The 17670-nt window shown below is 68.4% G+C and carries 15 protein-coding genes; 2 read left to right on the top strand and 13 right to left on the bottom strand.

The features are described from left to right. Positions 1 to 27 precede the first annotated feature (27 nt). The 11 genes from acs to lgt form a co-directional block, all read right to left on the bottom strand. Positions 28 to 1941 carry an acetate--CoA ligase gene (gene acs, locus KNN16_RS09345; RefSeq protein WP_303896556.1) on the bottom strand — a complete coding sequence of 638 codons (1914 nt, stop codon included), beginning with the start codon at positions 1939 to 1941 and terminating at the stop codon, positions 28 to 30. A gap of 83 nt (positions 1942 to 2024) precedes the next feature. Beyond that, a complete protein-coding gene (locus tag KNN16_RS09340) occupies positions 2025 to 3221 on the bottom strand; it encodes a cyclase family protein (RefSeq protein ID WP_303896555.1) in 1197 nt (398 codons plus the stop codon). Positions 3222 to 3577: 356 nt separating this feature from the next. Then, a complete protein-coding gene (dprA, locus tag KNN16_RS09335; protein WP_303896554.1) occupies positions 3578 to 4669 on the bottom strand; it encodes a DNA-processing protein DprA in 1092 nt (363 codons plus the stop codon). Between the two features lie 184 nt (positions 4670 to 4853). Continuing rightward, a complete protein-coding gene (locus KNN16_RS09330; RefSeq protein ID WP_299288084.1) occupies positions 4854 to 5714 on the bottom strand; it encodes an NAD(+)/NADH kinase in 861 nt (286 codons plus the stop codon). 166 nt (positions 5715 to 5880) lie between these two features. Further along, entirely contained in the window at positions 5881 to 6612 is a 732-nt protein-coding gene (locus KNN16_RS09325) for an SDR family NAD(P)-dependent oxidoreductase (protein ID WP_299288082.1), read from the bottom strand. A 460-nt stretch (positions 6613 to 7072) separates the two neighbouring features. Beyond that, a complete protein-coding gene (gene arcC / locus KNN16_RS09320; protein ID WP_369685897.1) occupies positions 7073 to 8023 on the bottom strand; it encodes a carbamate kinase in 951 nt (316 codons plus the stop codon). Between the two features lie 26 nt (positions 8024 to 8049). Then, complete coding sequence (locus KNN16_RS09315) at positions 8050 to 9030, bottom strand: ornithine carbamoyltransferase (protein WP_303896549.1); 981 nt, start codon at positions 9028 to 9030, stop codon at positions 8050 to 8052. Between the two features lie 31 nt (positions 9031 to 9061). Continuing rightward, the gene (locus KNN16_RS09310; protein ID WP_303896547.1) at positions 9062 to 10291 is read right to left on the bottom strand and encodes a YgeY family selenium metabolism-linked hydrolase; all 1230 of its coding nucleotides are present in this window, start codon (positions 10289 to 10291) and stop codon (positions 9062 to 9064) included. 932 nt (positions 10292 to 11223) lie between these two features. Then, positions 11224 to 12429 carry a glycosyltransferase gene (locus KNN16_RS09305; protein WP_303896545.1) on the bottom strand — a complete coding sequence of 402 codons (1206 nt, stop codon included), beginning with the start codon at positions 12427 to 12429 and terminating at the stop codon, positions 11224 to 11226. Further along, positions 12426 to 13058 (bottom strand): hypothetical protein, encoded by a 633-nt coding sequence (locus KNN16_RS09300; protein ID WP_303896543.1) that lies wholly within the window; start codon positions 13056 to 13058, stop codon positions 12426 to 12428. Before KNN16_RS09300 ends, KNN16_RS09305 begins: the two co-directional genes overlap by 4 nt. Before the next feature lie 90 nt (positions 13059 to 13148). Beyond that, positions 13149 to 14027 carry a prolipoprotein diacylglyceryl transferase gene (gene lgt / locus KNN16_RS09295; protein WP_303896541.1) on the bottom strand — a complete coding sequence of 293 codons (879 nt, stop codon included), beginning with the start codon at positions 14025 to 14027 and terminating at the stop codon, positions 13149 to 13151. A 136-nt stretch (positions 14028 to 14163) separates the two neighbouring features. Here lgt and KNN16_RS09290 point away from each other — a divergent pair, with 136 nt between their 5' ends. Beyond that, positions 14164 to 14580 (top strand): hypothetical protein, encoded by a 417-nt coding sequence (locus KNN16_RS09290; RefSeq protein WP_303896540.1) that lies wholly within the window; start codon positions 14164 to 14166, stop codon positions 14578 to 14580. Positions 14581 to 14646: 66 nt separating this feature from the next. Continuing rightward, positions 14647 to 16056 (top strand): class II fructose-bisphosphate aldolase, encoded by a 1410-nt coding sequence (locus KNN16_RS09285; protein WP_303896539.1) that lies wholly within the window; start codon positions 14647 to 14649, stop codon positions 16054 to 16056. A 43-nt stretch (positions 16057 to 16099) separates the two neighbouring features. On the opposite strand, the gene KNN16_RS09280 is transcribed toward KNN16_RS09285, so the two are convergent. Together KNN16_RS09280 and rpiB are read right to left on the bottom strand one after the other, a co-directional pair. Then, positions 16100 to 17209, bottom strand: a complete 1110-nt coding sequence (locus tag KNN16_RS09280; protein ID WP_303896537.1) for a glycosyltransferase family 1 protein — start codon at positions 17207 to 17209, stop codon at positions 16100 to 16102. 4 nt (positions 17210 to 17213) lie between these two features. Further along, positions 17214 to 17669, bottom strand: a complete 456-nt coding sequence (gene rpiB, locus KNN16_RS09275; protein ID WP_299286733.1) for a ribose 5-phosphate isomerase B — start codon at positions 17667 to 17669, stop codon at positions 17214 to 17216. Position 17670: the final 1 nt, after the last annotated feature.

Here is a 17670-nt window from a genome sequence, read left to right as displayed (position 1 = left end):
GCCGGATCACGCCGCAGGAGGCCTTGCTCATTCCTCCAGCGTGGAGAGGTCGCCTTCAGGGAGGCCCAGGGCGCGGGCTCGCAGCACCCGCCGCATGATCTTGCCCGAGCGGGTCTTGGGGAGCTTGTCCACGAAGTGGATGGCCTCGGGCCGGGCGATGGGGCCGATCAGCTGGGCCACATGCTGGCGCAGCTCCTCGGCCAGGGCCTCGCTGGGGGTGTAGCCGGCCTTGAGGATGACATAGCAGTGGATCCCCTCGCCCTTCACCTCGTGGGGCAGGCCGATGGCAGCGGCCTCGGCCACCGCCGGATGGGCCACCAGGGCCGACTCGATCTCCGCCGTGCCCAGCCGGTAACCGCTCACCTTCAGCACATCGTCCACCCGCCCGATGATGTAGAAGTAGCCATCCTCATCCCGTCGGGCCGAGTCCCCGGTGAAGAACCACCCCGGATACTTGGACCAATAGACCTGCACGTAGCGATCGGGGTCGCCGTAGAGGGTGCGGGTCATCCCGGGCCATGGGTTCTGGATCACCAGGTAGCCCTCCACGCCGGGCGGGCAGGGGTTGCCGTTCTCGTCCACCACCTCGGCCCGGATGCCCGGGAAGGGCAGGGTGGCCGAGCCGGGCTTGAGAGGGACGCATGGCATGGGGGTGATCATGAAGCCGCCGGTCTCCGTCATCCACCAGGTGTCCATGATCGGGCAGCGTCCCTTCCCGATCACCCGGTAATACCAGCGCCAGGCCTCCGGGTTGATCGGCTCGCCCACCGTCCCCAACAGGCGCAGGGAGGAGAGGTTGCGCCGGTTGGGCCACTCATCCCCAAAGCGCATCAGCCCCCGGATGGCCGTGGGGGTGGTGTACAGCACAGTCACCCCGTATTTCTCCACGATGCTCCACCAGCGATCCGGGTAAGGATACGTCGGCGCTCCCTCATACATCACGCTGGTGGCCCCCAGCATCAGCGGCGCGTAGACGATGTAGGAGTGCCCGGTCACCCACCCGGGGTCCGCCGTGCACCACCAGATGTCCTCATCCTTGATGTCGAAGACCCACTTCATGGTCGTGTAGATATAAACCGCGTAGCCGCCGTGGACGTGGACCTGGCCCTTGGGGGCGCCGGTGGTGCCGGAGGTGTAGAGGATGTAGAGGGGGTCCTCGGCGTCGGTTTCCTCCACCGGGCATTCGCCCTGGGCGAAGGGCAGCCGGGCCAGCTCATCGTAAAAGTAATCCCGCCCGGGCTCCATGGGCACCTCGTGGCGGGTGCGGCGGACCACCAGCACGTGCTCCACGGAGGGGGCGCGCCGGACCGCCTCGTCCACCGTGCGCTTGGTCTCCACGATACGCCCGTTCAGGTATCCGCCGTCGGCGGTGATCACCAGGCGGGATTTGGAGTCTTCGATGCGCGTGTGAAGGGCCTCCACGGAGAAGCCAGCGAAGACCACGCTGTGGATCGCCCCGATGCGGGCGCAGGCCAGCATGGCGATGGGCAGCTCCGGGATGCGGGGCATGTAGATGGTCACCCGGTCGCCCTTGCGGACCCCCAGGGCCTTCAGGACGTTGGCGAAGCGGTTGACCTCGCGGTAGAGGTCGTAGTAGCTCAGCACCCGGCGCTCGCCGTTCTCCGCCTCCCAGTAGAGGGCCACCTTGTTCTTGCGCCAGGTCTTCATGTGGCGGTCCACGGCGTTGTAGCAGATGTTGATCTTGCCGCCGACGAACCACTTGTAGAAGGGCTTGTTGCTGTCATCGAGGACCCGGTCCCATTTCCGGAACCACTCCAGCTCTTCGGCGCGCTCGGCCCAGAAGGCCTCAAGGTCCTGCATGGCGCGCGAATAGACTTCCTCATAGTTTTTGATGTAGGCGCGCTCGAGGACCTCGGGGGAGGGATAATACACCTCGCCGCTCAGATGACGGATATCCGCCACGACTTCCTTCACCGCCATGGCACCCTCCTTTTGGATAAAAAATTCCCCGCGGCAGGGATCACCCCCGCCGCGGATGGTTGCCTGCCTCTTTCCACGCCCAGCTACCACACCGCGATCAAGCGGACGGGGCCGCCGGAGGCGCCTTCGATGCGCAGGGCGCCGACGAAGACCATGGCTCCGGCAGGCGGGATGCGGCCCAGGTTGGCAACGTTCTCCAGCCCCCACTTGTTGGCCGGGAGGATGGTGTAGTGGGTCTTGAAGTCCGTGGACGCCCCGTAGTCCAGGCTCAGGGTGTCCACCCCGATGCCCACGATGTTGCGCTCCTTCAGGAGGAACTCGGCAGTGTCCGGATGGAAGCCCGGGAAGTGCATCACGCCCTGGGCGTCCATATTGCGGTAGGCCGCCTCGTCGCCCACCCGGGCTCCCCATCCGCTCCACATGAACACCACGGCGCCGTCCGGCAGACGCCCGTAGCGCCGCTCCCAGGCCCGGATGTCGTCGGGGGTGAGCTGGGCGTCGGGGTTGCGCCGGGCGCGGTCGCGGATGTCGATGACCGCCGCCGGGGCGACCAGGACCTCCGCGGGGAGCCGCTCGATGGTCAGGGCGTTCTTCCCGAAGTGGACGGGGGCGTCCATGTGGGTGCCGTGGTGCTCATAGATGTGCCAGCGGTTGGCGTAGAAGCCGTGCTGGGCGTGGTTGAAGACGTTCTCGATCTGGAGGCGCGGCGCCCCGGGCCAGATGGGGAAGTTGGGGTTCTGCACGTAGGTGAGGTCCACTTTTCGCTGGAAGACGCGGGCAGCGGTCCGCACCATCACCCCGACGGGGGCGGAGGCCGCCTCTCCGTAAGCGGGCTTTCGCCAGGAGACGAACCCGTGGGCGCTCACCAGGGTGGCGGCCGGGTGCGGCGCCACCTGATAGCGGAAGGGCCCCAGGGTGCCCCTGGGCGGGATCTCCTCGGCCAGCCAGACGGCCGACTGGAGGTCTCCGCCTTCGGCCTCGAAGCCCCGGAACCAGGCCCGGGCGGGGGTGGCGGTGGCGGCGACGAAATCCGCGTTGCGGGGGACGTGGCCGGCGACGTAGAGGTCGGAGATGGTCTCCTCGGTGAGGTTGCGGACGGTGAGGGTGAAGGAGACGAGGTCGCCTTCGCGCGCGCCCTGGATCTCCACGCTCAGCCAGGGCCAGACCGTCGGGCCGGGGGAAGGAAGCACGGTGGCGGCCATCGCGCCGCTTAGCATCTTGAGGAAGTCCCGACGGCTCCAGGCCCGCGCCATCGCCTCATAGACCTGTGGACCGCACATGGCTCCCTCCTTTCCTGCCGGTTTGGCGAGCGCTCTGAATGATTCGATCCGGCGGATGCGGGTTGACCGCACCGGCCGGGTGTCGCCTCCAGGTTGTGCGCCGGCAATGGGGAAGAGCGCCCTGGCCCTCTCTGGAAGGGGAAGTTTAACGCCATTCTACACAGTTCGGAGTATGCCTGTCAAGGCGCCGAGCCCTTGGACGCGAGTTGGGACGTCAGGCGTTCGAGATGGATAGGATGCGGCAGATCCATGGGAAACTTCCCGAGGATGGCTGGCCATCATCGGAGGCGAAGGATTCCCCTTTGTGCCTTCTGGTTAAAGGTCGAGAGCGTGCTTCCGGGGGCCGAAGTGGGGGATCATCCCCGGATATAATGCTGGGCGCCGAGGTGGCGGACCATCCCTTTGATCTCCATCACGGTGAGGGCGCTGCTGACCTGGGCGACGGGCAGGCCGGCGGCCCGGGCGATCTCATCGATGTGCATGGGCTCCCGTCCGAGCAGCTCCAGGAGGCGGGCCTCCACCGGGTCGGCGGGCAGCTGCAGCTGGACCTCCGCTTGCCGGGCGGTCACCGACCAGTTGAGGGCCTCGAGGAGCTCCTGGGGGGAGGTCACCGGGGTGGCCCCATCCCGAATCAGCCGATTGGTCCCCTGGCTGGCTGTGGAGAAGATGCTCCCCGGGATCGCGAAGACCTCCCGGCCCTGCTCGGCGGCGTGGGCGGCGGTGATCAGCGCCCCGCTGGTCGGGCCGGCCTCCACCACCAGCACGCCCACCGCCAGGCCGCTGATCAGCCGGTTCCGGGCCGGGAAGTTCCCCGCTTCCACCCGCGCCCCCAGGGGAAGCTCGGAAAGCAGCGCGCCCTGCTCCACGATGCGGGCGGCCAGCGGGGCGTGCGCCGCCGGATAGACCTGGTCCAGCCCACAGGGGAGCACGGCCAGGGTTCGCCCTCCCGCTTTCAGGGCCGCCTCATGGGCGATGGCGTCGATCCCCCGGGCCAGGCCGCTCACAATGGGGATCCCGGTCCGGGCGAGCTCCCGGGCGAACCACTGGGCGGCCTCCCGCCCGTAGCCCGTCGGCTGACGGGTTCCCACGATGGCCACGGCCCAGCGATCGGCGTCGGCGAGCTGCCCTCGCAGGAAAAGCACCGGCGGGGGATCCGGGATGCGGCGCAGGAGGGGCGGGTAATCCGGGTCCGCCCAGGTGAGCACCGTCACGCCTGCCCGGCGCACCCGCTCCAGCTCCGCCTCCGGACGCAGCCGCCCCCGGGCTTCACGGAGGTTCTGGATTGTGCGCCGGTCCAGGCCGGCCTCCTGCCAGGCCTTCTCATCGGCCTCCCACGCCGCCCGCAGGTCTCCGAAATGCTGGAGCAGCGCGCGGAAGCGTGCCGGCCCGATGCCCATCACCCGGTGGAAGACCAGCCAGTAGCCCAGTTCCTCCGGCGACAGCGCCATGGACGCGCTCCCCGATCCTGAGGTGAGATCCAGCGTCAAGTCTTCTCAAAATGAATGATAGCCATCCGCCTGGGGTGTGTCCCAAAATCGTAGGACAACTGCTCGCAGTTGTCCTACAAAGCGGCCAGGCCCGACAAAATTGGGACACACCCTCCGCCTGCCGGAACCCAGCGCAGGGCCGGGCTTATCGGGCGTCCTCGTCGGCCACCATGCGGCGCAGGCGAGCGGCGAGGAGGCGATAGAAATACGAGCGATCCCGGAGGCGGAGGAAGCAGGCGCTGAAGGGAGCGGCGGCGATCTCCACCCGGTCCCCTTCTTCCAGCGGGTAATCCCCCATTCCATCCACGGTCAGGGCGGCTTTGCCTTCGGTGTGCACGGTGAGGGAGACACGGGCCCCTTCATCCAGCACCACCGCGCGATCCAGGCTGAGGTGGGGGGCGATGGGGACCAGGACGATGTTCTTCAGCTCGGGGGGGAGGATGGGGCCGCCGGCGGCCAGGGCGTAGGCGGTGCTGCCCGTGGGCGTGGCGACGATCAGCCCGTCGCCGATGTAGGTGGTGAAGTAGCGCCCATCGATCTCCGCGCGGATGCGCACCACCCGTCCCAGGCCCATGCGGCCGACCACCACGTCGTTGAGGGCGGGGTAGGGCCCGCGGCGCTGGCCCTCGCGGATCTGATAGGCGGTGAGCATGAGGCGGCGCTCGATCCAGTAGCGCCCTTCCCATACTTTCTGCAGCTGCTCCGCCCACTCCTCGGGTTCGATTTCGGTGAGGAAGCCGACACGGCCCAGGTTGATCCCCAGCAGGGGCACGCCCGCAGGGGCGGCGTAGCGCGCCACGTGCAGCAGCAGGCCATCCCCTCCGAAGGTGAGGGCGAGGTCCCAGCCGGATACCAGGGCCCCGTCGCGCAGCTCCTCTGAGGAGATCAGCACCGGCTCCCGCCCGGTTTCTCGCAGGACCTCGGCCACTGCCTCCGCCAGGCCGCGGGCGTGGGGTCGTTGCGGATGGAAGACCAGGCCGATTCGCTGAAAGCGCCTCTCCGACACGGGCGTCCCCCGACGAGGTTCTCCGTCTCTATCATACGAGGAACAGAAGGGGCCGGGAAAGTCGGCGCCTGATCGACCGGGGTATTCCGGTTTTCTCGGATGCGGAGTGGATCAGGGCGCTGGGGCTTTGATCCCTGATCCCATGTATGACCGATGCGCTCATGCCTTATCGATCGGGCCATCGGAAGGAGCGGGCGTCCAGGCTTTGGCCGGTGAGCTCCCGACTCTCGTCCGAGGCCAGGTAAACGAAGATCGGGGCGATCTCCTCCGGCGTGGGGAGGGAGAGGGGGTCCTCTTCCGGATAGGCCTGGGCTCGCATCCGGGTGCGGGTGGGGCCGGGGTTCACCGCGTTCACCCGGATGCCCTCAGGGGCCAGCTCTTCCGCCAGGATCTGGGTGAGGATCTCGATGGCGCCTTTGGAGACGGCGTAGGCGCCCCAGCGCGCCCGCCCCCGGCGGCCGACCCCGGAGGAGAGGTTGATGATGGAGCCCCCGCCGGCGCGGCGGAGCAGGGGCAGGGCGGACCGGGTGACCAGGAACACGCCGGTGACGTTGACCTCCAGGACCTCCCGCCAGGCCTCCAGGGGGTATTCGGCGATGGGGAGGCGGGGGCCCAGGATGGCGGCGTTGTTGACCAGGATGTCCAGCCGGCCGAAGGTCTCCGCGATGGCGGCCATCAGCTCCGCCACCTGGTCCGGCCGGGTGACATCGCATGGGCGGGCGAGCACCCGGGCTCCTTCCCGCAAGGCCTGGATTTCCCGGGCGGCGTCGGCGAGGGCCTCGACGTCGCGGGCGCAAAGGGCGAGGTCGGCTCCTTCCTGGGCGTAAGCCCGGGCGATGGCCCGCCCGATCCCCCGGCTGGCCCCGGTGATCAACGCAACTTTCCCATGAAGACGCATACCACGCTCCGCGATTCAGACAAGCATCGCACCGTTGAAGGCCCCGCTTCAGAAGCCCTGGTAAGGAAACGCGGGCCTGGATTCATCGGTTTCCCGCCGCCAGGCCATGGGCGCAGGGGAGATCCAGCGCGCTCGAAGGCGCAAATCCCTCCACGAGCCTCGAGGGGATCAACTCAGAAGTTGAAACCCCTCGCGCTCGAAGTCCTCATCGAAGGCGAAAGCGGTTGTGATCCGGTATTTTCTCATCAGGACAAAGCTCACACAATCCACCAGGCTGAGCGTCGGCTTTCCCCGGGATGCCGGCAGGCGAACGGCCTCTTCGTGATCCCGGCCGATCACCCAGTGGAGGACGTTCGTGATCCAGGGCGAACCCCCGGTCGCACTCGGGAAGGAAGTTAATATGGGGGCTGGCCCTCCCCCTCCCCAATTCGGGGAGGGGGAGGGGTCCCCAACCGAAGCCTCACTCATCCTGGACGAACCAGGTGCCGGTCTCCCCCCGGAGGGCGGCGGGGATGTGGGGTGGATCGGTGATCAGGGCGGCTTTCCCCCCGTGATCCAGATACTGGAGGATAGCCTCGATCTTCGGCCCCATGGAGCCCGGGGGGAACTGGCCCTCGGCCAGGTGGCGTCGGGCCTCCGAGGCGGTCAGCCGGTCCAGCCAGCGCTGGGTGGGCTTCCCGTAATCCAGGGCCACCTTCTCCACGGCCGTTGAGATCAAGAAGAGGTCCGCCCGCAGCTCGATGGCCAGGAGGGCGCTGGCCAGGTCCTTGTCGATGACTGCCTCCACGCCGACCAGGTCGCCCGTCTCATCCTCCACCACCGGGATGCCGCCGCCGCCCACGGCGATCACGACGAAGCCGTCCTCCAGCAGTGCCTGGATGGCGGGCAGCTCGATGATGCGCCGGGGGCGGGGCGAGGGGACCACCCGCCGCCACCCCCGGCCGGCGTCCTCCCGCACCACCCAGCCCTGCTCCGCCGCCCGCCGCCGCGCGGTCTCCTCGTCCATCCACGAGCCGATGGGCTTGGTGGGGTTCTGGAAGGCGGGATCGTTCCGGTCCACCAGAACCTGGGTGACCACGGTCACCGCCAGCTGGCGCATCCCCCGACGGCGGAACTCGTTGTAAAGGGCCTTCTGGAACATGTAGCCGATGGCCCCCTGGGTGTCGGCGTCCGCGGCGTCGAGAGGGACGGGGTGGAGCTCGTGGAGGGAGAGCTCGCTGCGCCGCAGGATGAAGCCCACCTGGGGGCCGTTGCCGTGGGTGATCACCACCCGCCAGCCCTGGGCGATCATCTCCGCGATGTGCACCATGGTCTCGCGGGCGGCCTCATACTGATCGGGGACGGTCATGCGGTCCGGCCCCTTGATCAGGGAGTTGCCGCCGACGGCCACGACAGCCAGTCCGGGTTGCAGACGCATCCGCACCTCCGGGGTTGGGCTCAGCGCATGACCAGGGCCATCACGGCCTTCTGGACGTGCAGGCGGTTCTCCGCCTGATCGTAGACCACGGATTGAGGGCCGTCGATCACGGCGTCGGTGACTTCGAGGCCGCGGTCGGCGGGCAGGCAGTGCATGTAGATGGCGTCCGGGCGGGCCAGCTGCATCCGTCGCTCGTCGGCGATCCAGTCCTGATACTTGCGGGCGATGCGGGCGCTCTCCTCCGGGTCGGTGGTGGTCAGCCAGCATCCCCAGCTCTTGGGGTAGACCGCGTCGGCGTCCCGGAAGGCCTCATCCATGTTGTCGGTGATCTCGAAAACTCCGCCGAAGCGGCGGGCGTTCTCCCGCGCCTGCTCCACGATGTCCGGCATCAGTTTGAACTCGGGGGGATGGGCCAGGACCACATGCATCCCGAAGCGGGTGAGCTGCAGGATCAGGGACTGGGGGACCGAGAGGGGCTTCTGGTAGCTGGCCGCGTAGGCCCAGGTGACGGCGATCTTCTTCCCCCGCAGGTCCCGTCCCTTCTTCTCCACCAGGGTCATCAGGTCCGCCAGGATCTGGAAGGGGTGGTAGATATCGCACTGCATGTTGAGGACCGGCGCCCGGCTGTAGCGGGCCACTTCGGTGATGTAGCGGTTACCCACCCCCCAGTCCACATGGCGGATGGCGATGGCGTCGAAGTAGCGCCCGTAGATCTCCCCGATCTCCTTGGCGGTGTCTCCGTGGGCGATCTGGGTGGTCTTGGATTCGATGAAGGCGGGGTGCCCCCCGAGCTGGGCCAGGCCCGCCTCGAAGGAGGCGCGGGTGCGGGTGCTGCTGTAGAAAAAGAGCATGGCCATGGTCTTCCCTTCCAGGTAGCGATGCGGGATCCCCATGGCCTGCTTCATCTTGAGGTCGAAGGCCACGTCCAACACCGTCTGGACCTCCTCCACGGAGAGGTCCAGGTCGCTGATCACATCACGGCCGCGCAGATGGGTCTGCATGGGCGTCCTCCCTGATGATGAGATTGCGCGTTCACACGCCCCGCGAGGCGCTCAGGGCGTTCCGCAGCATGGAGGGGAAGAGGGCGTAGAAGGCGGTGGCTTCCACCACCTCGCTGAGGGAGATGTGCTCATCCACCCGATGGGCGTAGGTTTCATCCCCCGGGCCGAAGCCGATGCTGGGGATGCCGGCTTTCCCGGCCCAGTAGGTGCCGTTGGTGGAGAAATCCCACTTCCCGGTGGGCCGCCGCTCCCCCCACAGGGCCTCGATGGTCGCCTGCCCGGCCTGCACCAGGGGATGGGATTCCTCCATGGCCCAGGCGGGGAAGTATTTCTCCACCGGATACCGGAAGCCCGTGTAGCTGGGGTCCTCATAGCGGAGGATCTCCACGCGGATGCTCTCCCGATGCTCCGGCGGGATGCAGGACTCCACCTGGGCCAGGGCTTCCTCCTTGGTCTCCCCAAAGGTCAGCCGGCGGTCGATGTAGATGGTGCATTCGTCGGGGACGGCGTTGATGGAGGGCGTGCGGCTTTCGATCATGGTGACGGTGATCGTGCCCTTCCCCAGGAACTCGTGCGACTTCAGCCGGGGGTCCAGGTCGCGGATGCCAGCGATGACCGGGAGCATCTTGTAGATGGCGTTGTCCCCCAGCCAGTTGGAGGCGGCGTGGGCGCTGCGTCCCTTGGCTATTACCTTCAGCTCCACCCGCCCACGATGGCCCCGATAGACCCGCAGGCCTGTGGGCTCCCCGATCACCACCGCGTCCGGGCGGATCTTCGGATCCACCTCCACAAAGACGTTGGGGGCCAGGCCGTCGCACCATTCCTCCATATTGCCGAAGTAATACACTGTCCATCCCTCCAGCAAGCCCAGGTCCCGGGCGATGGCCAGCCCGTAGACCATGCCGGGGGTGGATCCTTTCTCGTCGCAGGTCCCTCGGGCATAGAAGAGATCGCCCTCCAGCCGTCCCCGGAAGGGATCCCAAGCCCACTGCTCCGGGTCCCCGATGCCCACGGTGTCCAGGTGGCTGTCGTAGACCAGGATCCGTGGGCCGTGGCCGATGCGGCCCAGGATGTTGCCCATGACGTCGAAGCGGACCTCCTCGAAGCCCAGGCGGCGCATCTCCTCGGCGACCCGCTCCCCAACCGCCCGAATCTGAGCGTCGTAGCTGGGGATGGCCACGATGTCGAAGAAGAAGCGCAGGATCTCCTCCCGGCGGGCTTCCACCGCCTGTCGGATGGCAGATACGATCTCGACGGCCATGGTCGGTCTCCCAGTTATGAGGATGATAGGGGGTCCGGGAAGGACCGATAGCCATCCTTGTCGATGTGGCCGGATTTTGTCAAGCGCGGGCAATTCCGGCCGGATGGCCGGCATGCCGAATGAATGCGGCCTGAGGAGGCCTTCGGCCGGTGGTCGGCCTGCATGCCGAATGAATTCGGCCTGGGGGGGCCTTCGGCCGACGGTCGGCCTGCGCCGACCGGAGAATTGTCTTTTGCGTCGGCGAAGGCCGACGCTTGGCGTGCAGCGCCTGGAGGGACCGATTTCCATCGGCACGAAGGCCTTCGGCCGGTGGTCGGCCTGCGCGCCGAATGAATTCGGCCTGGGGGGGCCTTCGGCCAACGGTCGGCCTGCGCCGACCGGAGGATTGTCTTTTGCGTCGGCGAAGGCCGACGCTTGGCGTGCAGCGCCTTGGAAGGCCGATTTCAATCGGCACGAAGGCCTTCGGCCCGCGGTCGGCATGCGCGCCGAATGAATTCGGCCTGGGGGGGCCTTCGGCCAACGGTCGGCCTGCATGCCGAATGAATTCGGCCTGGGGGGGCCTTCGGCCAACGGTCGGCCTGCGCCGACCGAGGAACGTCGCTTGCGTCGGCGAAGGCCGACGCTTGGCGTGCAGCGCCTTGGAAGGCCGATTTCAATCGGCACGAAGGCCTTCGGCCGACGGTCGGCATGCGCGCCGAATGAATTCGGCCTGGGGAGGCCTTCGGCCCGCGGTCGGCCTGCGCCGACCGGAGAATTGTCTTTTGCGTCGGCGAAGGCCGACGCCCGGCGCATAGCGCTTTGGAAGGCCGATTTCAATCGGCGTGGAGAAGATGGATCTGGACCGCGGTGGACGGTCGGGGGGGCGCACCGGCTGGGATAGCGGTCGAAATTCATTTCGACCTACAACTTGAAGGCTCTGAAGCCGAAGCCCCCTATGGCTCCCTGCTTTCGATCAGCTGCGCGGCGGCCTCCTCCACGCCGCCGGCCGCCTCCATCCGTTGCGCCCACATCTGTGCGCGATCCCGGAAGGTGGGCTCCTGCAGCAGGGTGGCGATGAGCTGCCGCCATCGGAGAGGGGTGGCCTCGGCGGGCCGCATGGAAAGCCCGACTCCCGCGGCTTCCACCCGACGGGCCTGCAGATGCTGTTCCCCCGCATGCGGGACCACCAGCTGGGGGACGCCGTAAACCAGAGCGGCATGGGTGGTCCCCATCCCCCCGTGGTGGATCACCAGATCCAGTTGCGGGAACACGGCCGCGTAGTCCACCCAGTCCCAGAGCGGGAGATCGGGAAGCGCCCGCGCCACAGCCTCCCGAAGCCCGGGGGCGAAGGGGCTCCTCCCGAGGACCAGGAGGGGCTCGCCGCCCAGGGCCTGCACCGCGCGGGCCGCCCCGATGAAGAAGGCGGGATCCCCGGTGAAGGTGCTGCCCAGGGTGATCAGGACGCGGGGACGCGAGCGTGGGAGAGGTGGAACCGTCGAGGCCTTCCGACGTCCCCCGAAGAACCGGTTCTGGGGATCCAGGCGGTCCAGATCGACGAACCAGTCGGCGGGGAAGAAAACGACGTGGGCATATGGGGAGGTGATCTGGGGGAAGGGGTCCGCCCGCCAGTAGCGGCCGGCCAGGCCGAGACGGGCGGCGATTTCTGCCAGCCGGGCTCGGGCCGCTTCCACCTCGACCTGGGCCTCTGGAGTGGCTGGGGCCGGCCAGCGCCCGGCGGGGAACCCCACGACGATCAGAGGAAGCTCGTATCGCTCCGCCGCCCAGGCCGCGACGCCGGCGAAAGGCTCCGCCACGATCCAATCCGGGCGCCAGGCTTCAATCAGGGAGCTCAGGGCGCGCAGCGCCCGCGCATGCGCTTCAGGCTGGAGCCAGGCCTCCAGCGCTCGCTCCCGACGCCGTCGCGCCCGCTCCATGGGAGGAACATCCGAGGGGAGCGGGGGCAGCCATCGCCAGCCCACGGAGGGCAGCGGGACAAAGGGGAGGCCCCGGCGGACCACCGCTTCCTGCACCAGGGATCCGCTGGCCCACAGCACCCGCTCCCCGCGTCGGGCGAGGGCGACCGCCAGATCCAGGTAGCCCCCATAGTCCAGGTGGCCCCACAGAGGAACAGATACAAAAAGCCAGCGCCGTGGCTTCATGGTCCCATTCGAAGGGGTCCCCGGCCGACCTCCCGATGGCAGCGCTCGCAGGCCGGGATCACGATCTCCTGCATGATAAAGAAGGGCGTCACCGTCTCCATGTGCGCGCGATGACAATCCACGCACCCCACGGAGGTCTGGAGGTCCGGCCGGAACAGATCCGTGTGGAAGTGGTTCTCGAACCCCTCGGCCATCACCGGGTTCGTCGTGTCGGGCGGGATCCCTGCCCGGGCGGGCTCCCGGACGTGGCAGAGGCGGCAGCTGTTCTCCGGGAGGCCGGGCATGCGTACCGGGTGATGGGGAACGTCCGGCGGCGTGAAGGGCGTCCGGGCCGCGTTCCACGCGCCCAGGGCGAGGGTGCGGACGCGATCGGGGAGGGAAGAATCCCCTCGATGACAGGCCACGCAGGGGAGGCCGGCCCTCGCGTGGGCAGCGGCCAGGTCGACCGGTCGGCTTCCCCGCGCGGCAGCCGCTCGACCCACGTAGGTGATCTCCGGTCGCAGGTGACAGCCGGCGCAGAAGGGATCCCGTTCCTCCAGGTGGGAGACCGTCCAGGCTGTCCCCAGGGCGGCGAGGAGAAGGACGATGAGGATCGCGCTGAGGATTCGGACTCCTCGCCGGAGATCCATCCATTTCACCGGGAAGGGAAGCGGTTTCACGGTCCGCCACCAAGACGAGACCCGGGTCCGCTCGGCTTGCCTCCGGGTTCCATAGGAAGATCAGGCCTCGGACATCCCGGTGGGAGTCTTTGTCTCCGGCATTTCGGTAGGAGCCTTCGCTCCCCGTATTCGCCCGGGGAGCCGGTTCCGGATCAGGATGGCCAGCCCGGCCGCCAGGGCGATCAGGGAGAAGACCTGGGCCGCGGCGATGTTCCCCAGCTTCCACGCGTCCGGCCGCAGGGTCTCGATCCACAGGCGTCCCACCGGATACCAGATCAAATAGAGGGCGAAGAGGTCCCCCTCCAGCAAACGATGCCCCAGCCGCCGGCTCAAGTTGAACAGGATCAGGAAGCCCAGGGTGTTCCAGAGGGATTCATACAGGAACACCGGGTGGAAACGGGTCTCCGGGGGCAGGGTGAGGTGTTGCGGCAGGCGGCGCTCCAGGGGGATGGGGATGCCCCAGGGGAGGGTGGTGGGCGGGCCGTAGAGCTCCTGGTTGAAGAAATTCCCCCAGCGGCCGATGGCCTGGCCCACCAGAATCGAAGGCGCCGTGATGTCCAGCCAGCGCCAGACCGCCAGTCGGTGGCGGTAGGCGTAAAGGAAGAACCCGATCAGCCCCCCGATGAGGGCCCCGTAGATGGCGAGCCCCCCTTCCCAGATGTAGAGGATCTTGATCGGGTTCTCCCGGTAGTAGGACCAGCCGACAGCGCCTTCCGGGTTGGAGAACACGTGGTAAAGGCGCGCGCCGATCAGACCCAGCAGGAAGACGATCAGCAGGCCATCCCACACATGATCGGGGTTCTCCCCCCGACGGCGGGCTTCCGCCGCCGCCAGGTAGGCGCCCAGGAGGATCCCGATCATCAGCAGCAGCCCGTAGGCCCGGATGGCGAAATTCCCCACGCACAGGATCGCTCCGGTTGTCCCCGGCGGGCAGAACATCGATGGACCTCCTGTTCAGGAATGGCGGCCCTGTGGGGCCTGCCCCTCATTATATCCCGCCCGCTGGGATGGGCCGGCGGGGATGCGATGCTAAAATGGGAGCGATGCGTTCGATGGAAGACCTGAGGAGGCGCGCATGCTGCGCACGCGCTGTCCGTATTGCGGCCGGCCGTTCTCCGTCTCCCGGGAGGAAGCGGCGGGGATCCTGGCCCAGGCGCTGGCGGAGAACGCCCGCTATGGAATGCGGGAATGTCCCTTCTGCCGCCGGCGGGTGAAGATCGGCCTGGCGGAGCTGCGCCGGGCGGCCCCGACGGTCGCCCCGGTGGGGGCCGAGCCGGCTTCCCCCGCGCCCGAAGCGGCCGCCTCCCCGTCGCCGGAGCCGCCCGCCGGGATGGAGGCCCCAGCCCTCAAGCCGGAGGAGGAAGCGCCTCCCGCGCCGACCCCACGGGGGCGTCGGAAACGGACGGAGGCCGCCCCATCGGGCCCGAGGCGCTCCCCGCGCCGAACCGGCTCCTCATCCCCGGAGACGGAGGTCACGCCTTCGGCCGAGTGATGGGATTCATAAGGAGCGGAGCGAGAGGGGCGCGCTCAGAATCCTAATGTTGCAGGAGGTCTTCGCATGATCGATGTCCGGGATCGTTTGCGGCGGCCACGGTGGGGGGAGGCGCTGGCCCTGGCCGACGGCCGGGTGGAGGTGCACGATCCCCTCTGGATCCGCGCGCAGGGGATCGACGAGCTGGTTCATCAGGCGGTCTTCGGCTCCCCACCGGAGCGGGCGGAGGCCCGCTGGTGGATCTACGGCATCGCCCAGGCGCTGGGGGTCATCCCGGCCTCCATCCACGCCCTCTACGCGGCACGAGGCCGGGGGGAGATTCCCCCGACCTTCACTGTCCCGGCCATGAACCTGCGGGGGATGACCTACGACATGGGCCGGGCGGCCTTCCGGGCGGCGCGGCGGCTGGAGGCGGGGGCTGTGATCTTCGAGATCGCCCGCAGCGAGATCGGCTACACCGACCAGCGCCCGGAGGAATACGCCGCCGTCCTGATGGCGGCCGCCGTCAAGGAGGGTTTCACAGGCCCTCTCTTCCTTCAGGGAGACCATTTCCAGGTTTCCGCAAAAGCCTATGCCCGGGACCCCGAGAAGGAGCTGCAGGCGGTGCGGGATCTCACGGCGGAGGCCATCGCGGCGGGGTTCTACAACATCGACATCGACACCTCCACACTTGTAGACCTCTCCCAGCCGACCCTGGACGCGCAGCAGCGTCTGAACTACACCCTGTGTGCGGCCCTCACCCGTTACATCCGCTCCATCGAGCCGCCCGGTGTGACGATCTCCGTGGGCGGGGAGATCGGGGAGGTGGGCGGCAAGAACAGCACGGTGGAGGAGCTGCGGGCCTTCATGGACGGCTACCGCCGGGAGCTGGGGGAGGTGGTGGGGATCAGCAAGATCAGTGTGCAGACAGGCACCACCCACGGCGGGGTGGTGCTGCCGGACGGAACCCTGGCCCAGGTGGCCATCGATTTCGAGGCGCTCCGGGCCCTTTCCCGGGCGGCCCGCCTGGAATACGGGCTGGCGGGGGCAGTGCAGCATGGGGCCAGCACCCTCCCGGAGGAGGCTTTCCACAAGTTCGTGGAATGCGAGGCCTGCGAAGTCCATCTGGCCACCGGCTTCCAGAACCTGGTCTTCGAGATGCTCCCTGTGGCCTTCCGGGAGGAGATCTACGCCTATCTGCGGGCTCATCACGCCGACGAGCGAAAGCCGGGGGAGACGGACGAGCAGTTCTACTACAAGACCCGCAAGCGGGCGTGGGGGCCCTTCAAGCAGGCCTTCTGGGAGCTCCCGGAGGAAGTGCGTGGGCCCATTCGGGAGGCCCTGGAGGCGCGCTTCGCGCTCCTCTTCGAGCGCCTCCGGGTGGCCGGCACCCGGGAGCTGGTCGCCCGCTACGTGCGTCCGGTCCCCCTCCTCCGCCCGATCCCAACGCCGACGGCGGAGACGAAAGCCGAGGAGGTGGAGGGGCTGGCAGACTAAGGGCCCTTCTCAGGGCAGCGGCCCAGCAGGGAGCGCGGCATCCTTACTCCCACAACGTTCGCAGGGCCTCCCAGATCCTGCGGGCGCAGCGTTCCCAGGAGAACCGCTGCCGGTTGGCGTGGCCTCGCGCGATCAGGGCGGACCGGAGCTCCGGATCCCGCGTTAGGCGGCTCAGGGCCTCCGCCCACGGCGCGGGGTCGTCCGGAGGGAGGAGGAGCGCGCCCTCTCCGGCGACCTCCCGCAGGCTCCCGCTGGGGGCGCAGAGGACCGGCACCCCGCATGCCTGGGCTTCCAGGACCGGGAAGCCAAAGCCCTCATAGAGGGAAGGGAGCAGGAAGGCCTCGGCCCGGCTCAGCAACGCTCCTCGCGTGGCGTCATCCACATATCCGGTCAGGATCAGACGGCCCGCCCACATCGGATCCCGGCGCAGGCGCTCGAAGGCCGGGTCCGGCCATCCGGGCTTCCCGATGATCACCACCTGGCCCTCCCATCCCTCCGCAAGCCGACGCGCCGCAACCTGAAGGATCAGCCCGAAGTTCTTGCGCGGGTGGATCGTCCCCACCGAGACCAGATAAGGGGGCCGGACCCCGAAGCGGCGCAGGATCGCCTCGGCGTCCTCCGGGATGGGCGGCGGATCGTAACCCGGGTAGGCCACCACGATCTTCTCCGCCGGGACGTGGTAGAAGCGGATGAGGTCCGCTCGTGTGGCCTCGGAGTCGGCGAAGACGACACGGGCGACGGCGGCGCTCCACCGCGTGGAGAGCTCCAGATACAGCCGCTGGGCGAACGGATGCGCATGCGGGAAGTGGCGATAGCCCAGGTCGTGGATGGTGACGGCGCTGCGGGGGTGAACCAGCGGGATCACGTGGGCGGGGACGAAGAGGGCCGTGGGCGGACGGCGGGCCATCTCCCACGAGAGGCGCAGATGGGTCCACAGGCGAGGGAAGGGGATCACCCGATGCTCCACCGACGGGGAGGACGGGAAGAGGCCCGGCGGCGGGGGATCCCGAAAGTAAAGACGGACCCGCACCCCTTCGGCTTCGGCATAGGGAAGGAGGGACCGGATCACCGCCCGGGCGTAGCGCTCCACGCCCGTCGGGCGGGCGAGGGTGGCGCGGCTGGCATCGATGCCCAGGACCGGACGCGCGTCCATCGCTTCAGGGGGAGGATGAGCAGGCCGCTTCCAGTTGCCGGATCTTCTCCAGTCGGCGGGCGTGGCGCCCTCCCTCGAAGGGGGTGCGCAGCCATGTATCCAGGATCTCGATGGCCAGGCCGGGCCCGACCACCCGACCGCCCAGGCAGAGGACGTTGGCGTCGTTGTGCGCGCGGCTCATCTTCGCGGTGTAGACATCCGAGACCGCCGCGGCGCGGATGCCGGGCACCTTGTTGGCTGTGATGGACATGCCGATCCCCGTGCCGCAGATGAGGACGCCGTAATCCGCCTCCCCGCGGGCAACGGCCTCGGCCACCACCCGGGCGTAGTCCGGGTAGTCCACGGACTCGGGGCTGTGGGTCCCGAAATCCACCACCTCGATCCCCTGCTCCCGCAGATGGGCGACCAGGGTCTCCTTTAAAGCGTAGCCCGCGTGATCCGCTCCGATGGCGATCCGCATC

Origin of the sequence: Thermoflexus hugenholtzii, from assembly GCF_018771565.1 — a bacterium.
Classification (GTDB): Bacteria; Chloroflexota; Anaerolineae; order Thermoflexales; family Thermoflexaceae; genus Thermoflexus; species Thermoflexus hugenholtzii_A.
This window is presented reverse-complemented; position numbering and strand designations above follow the sequence as displayed.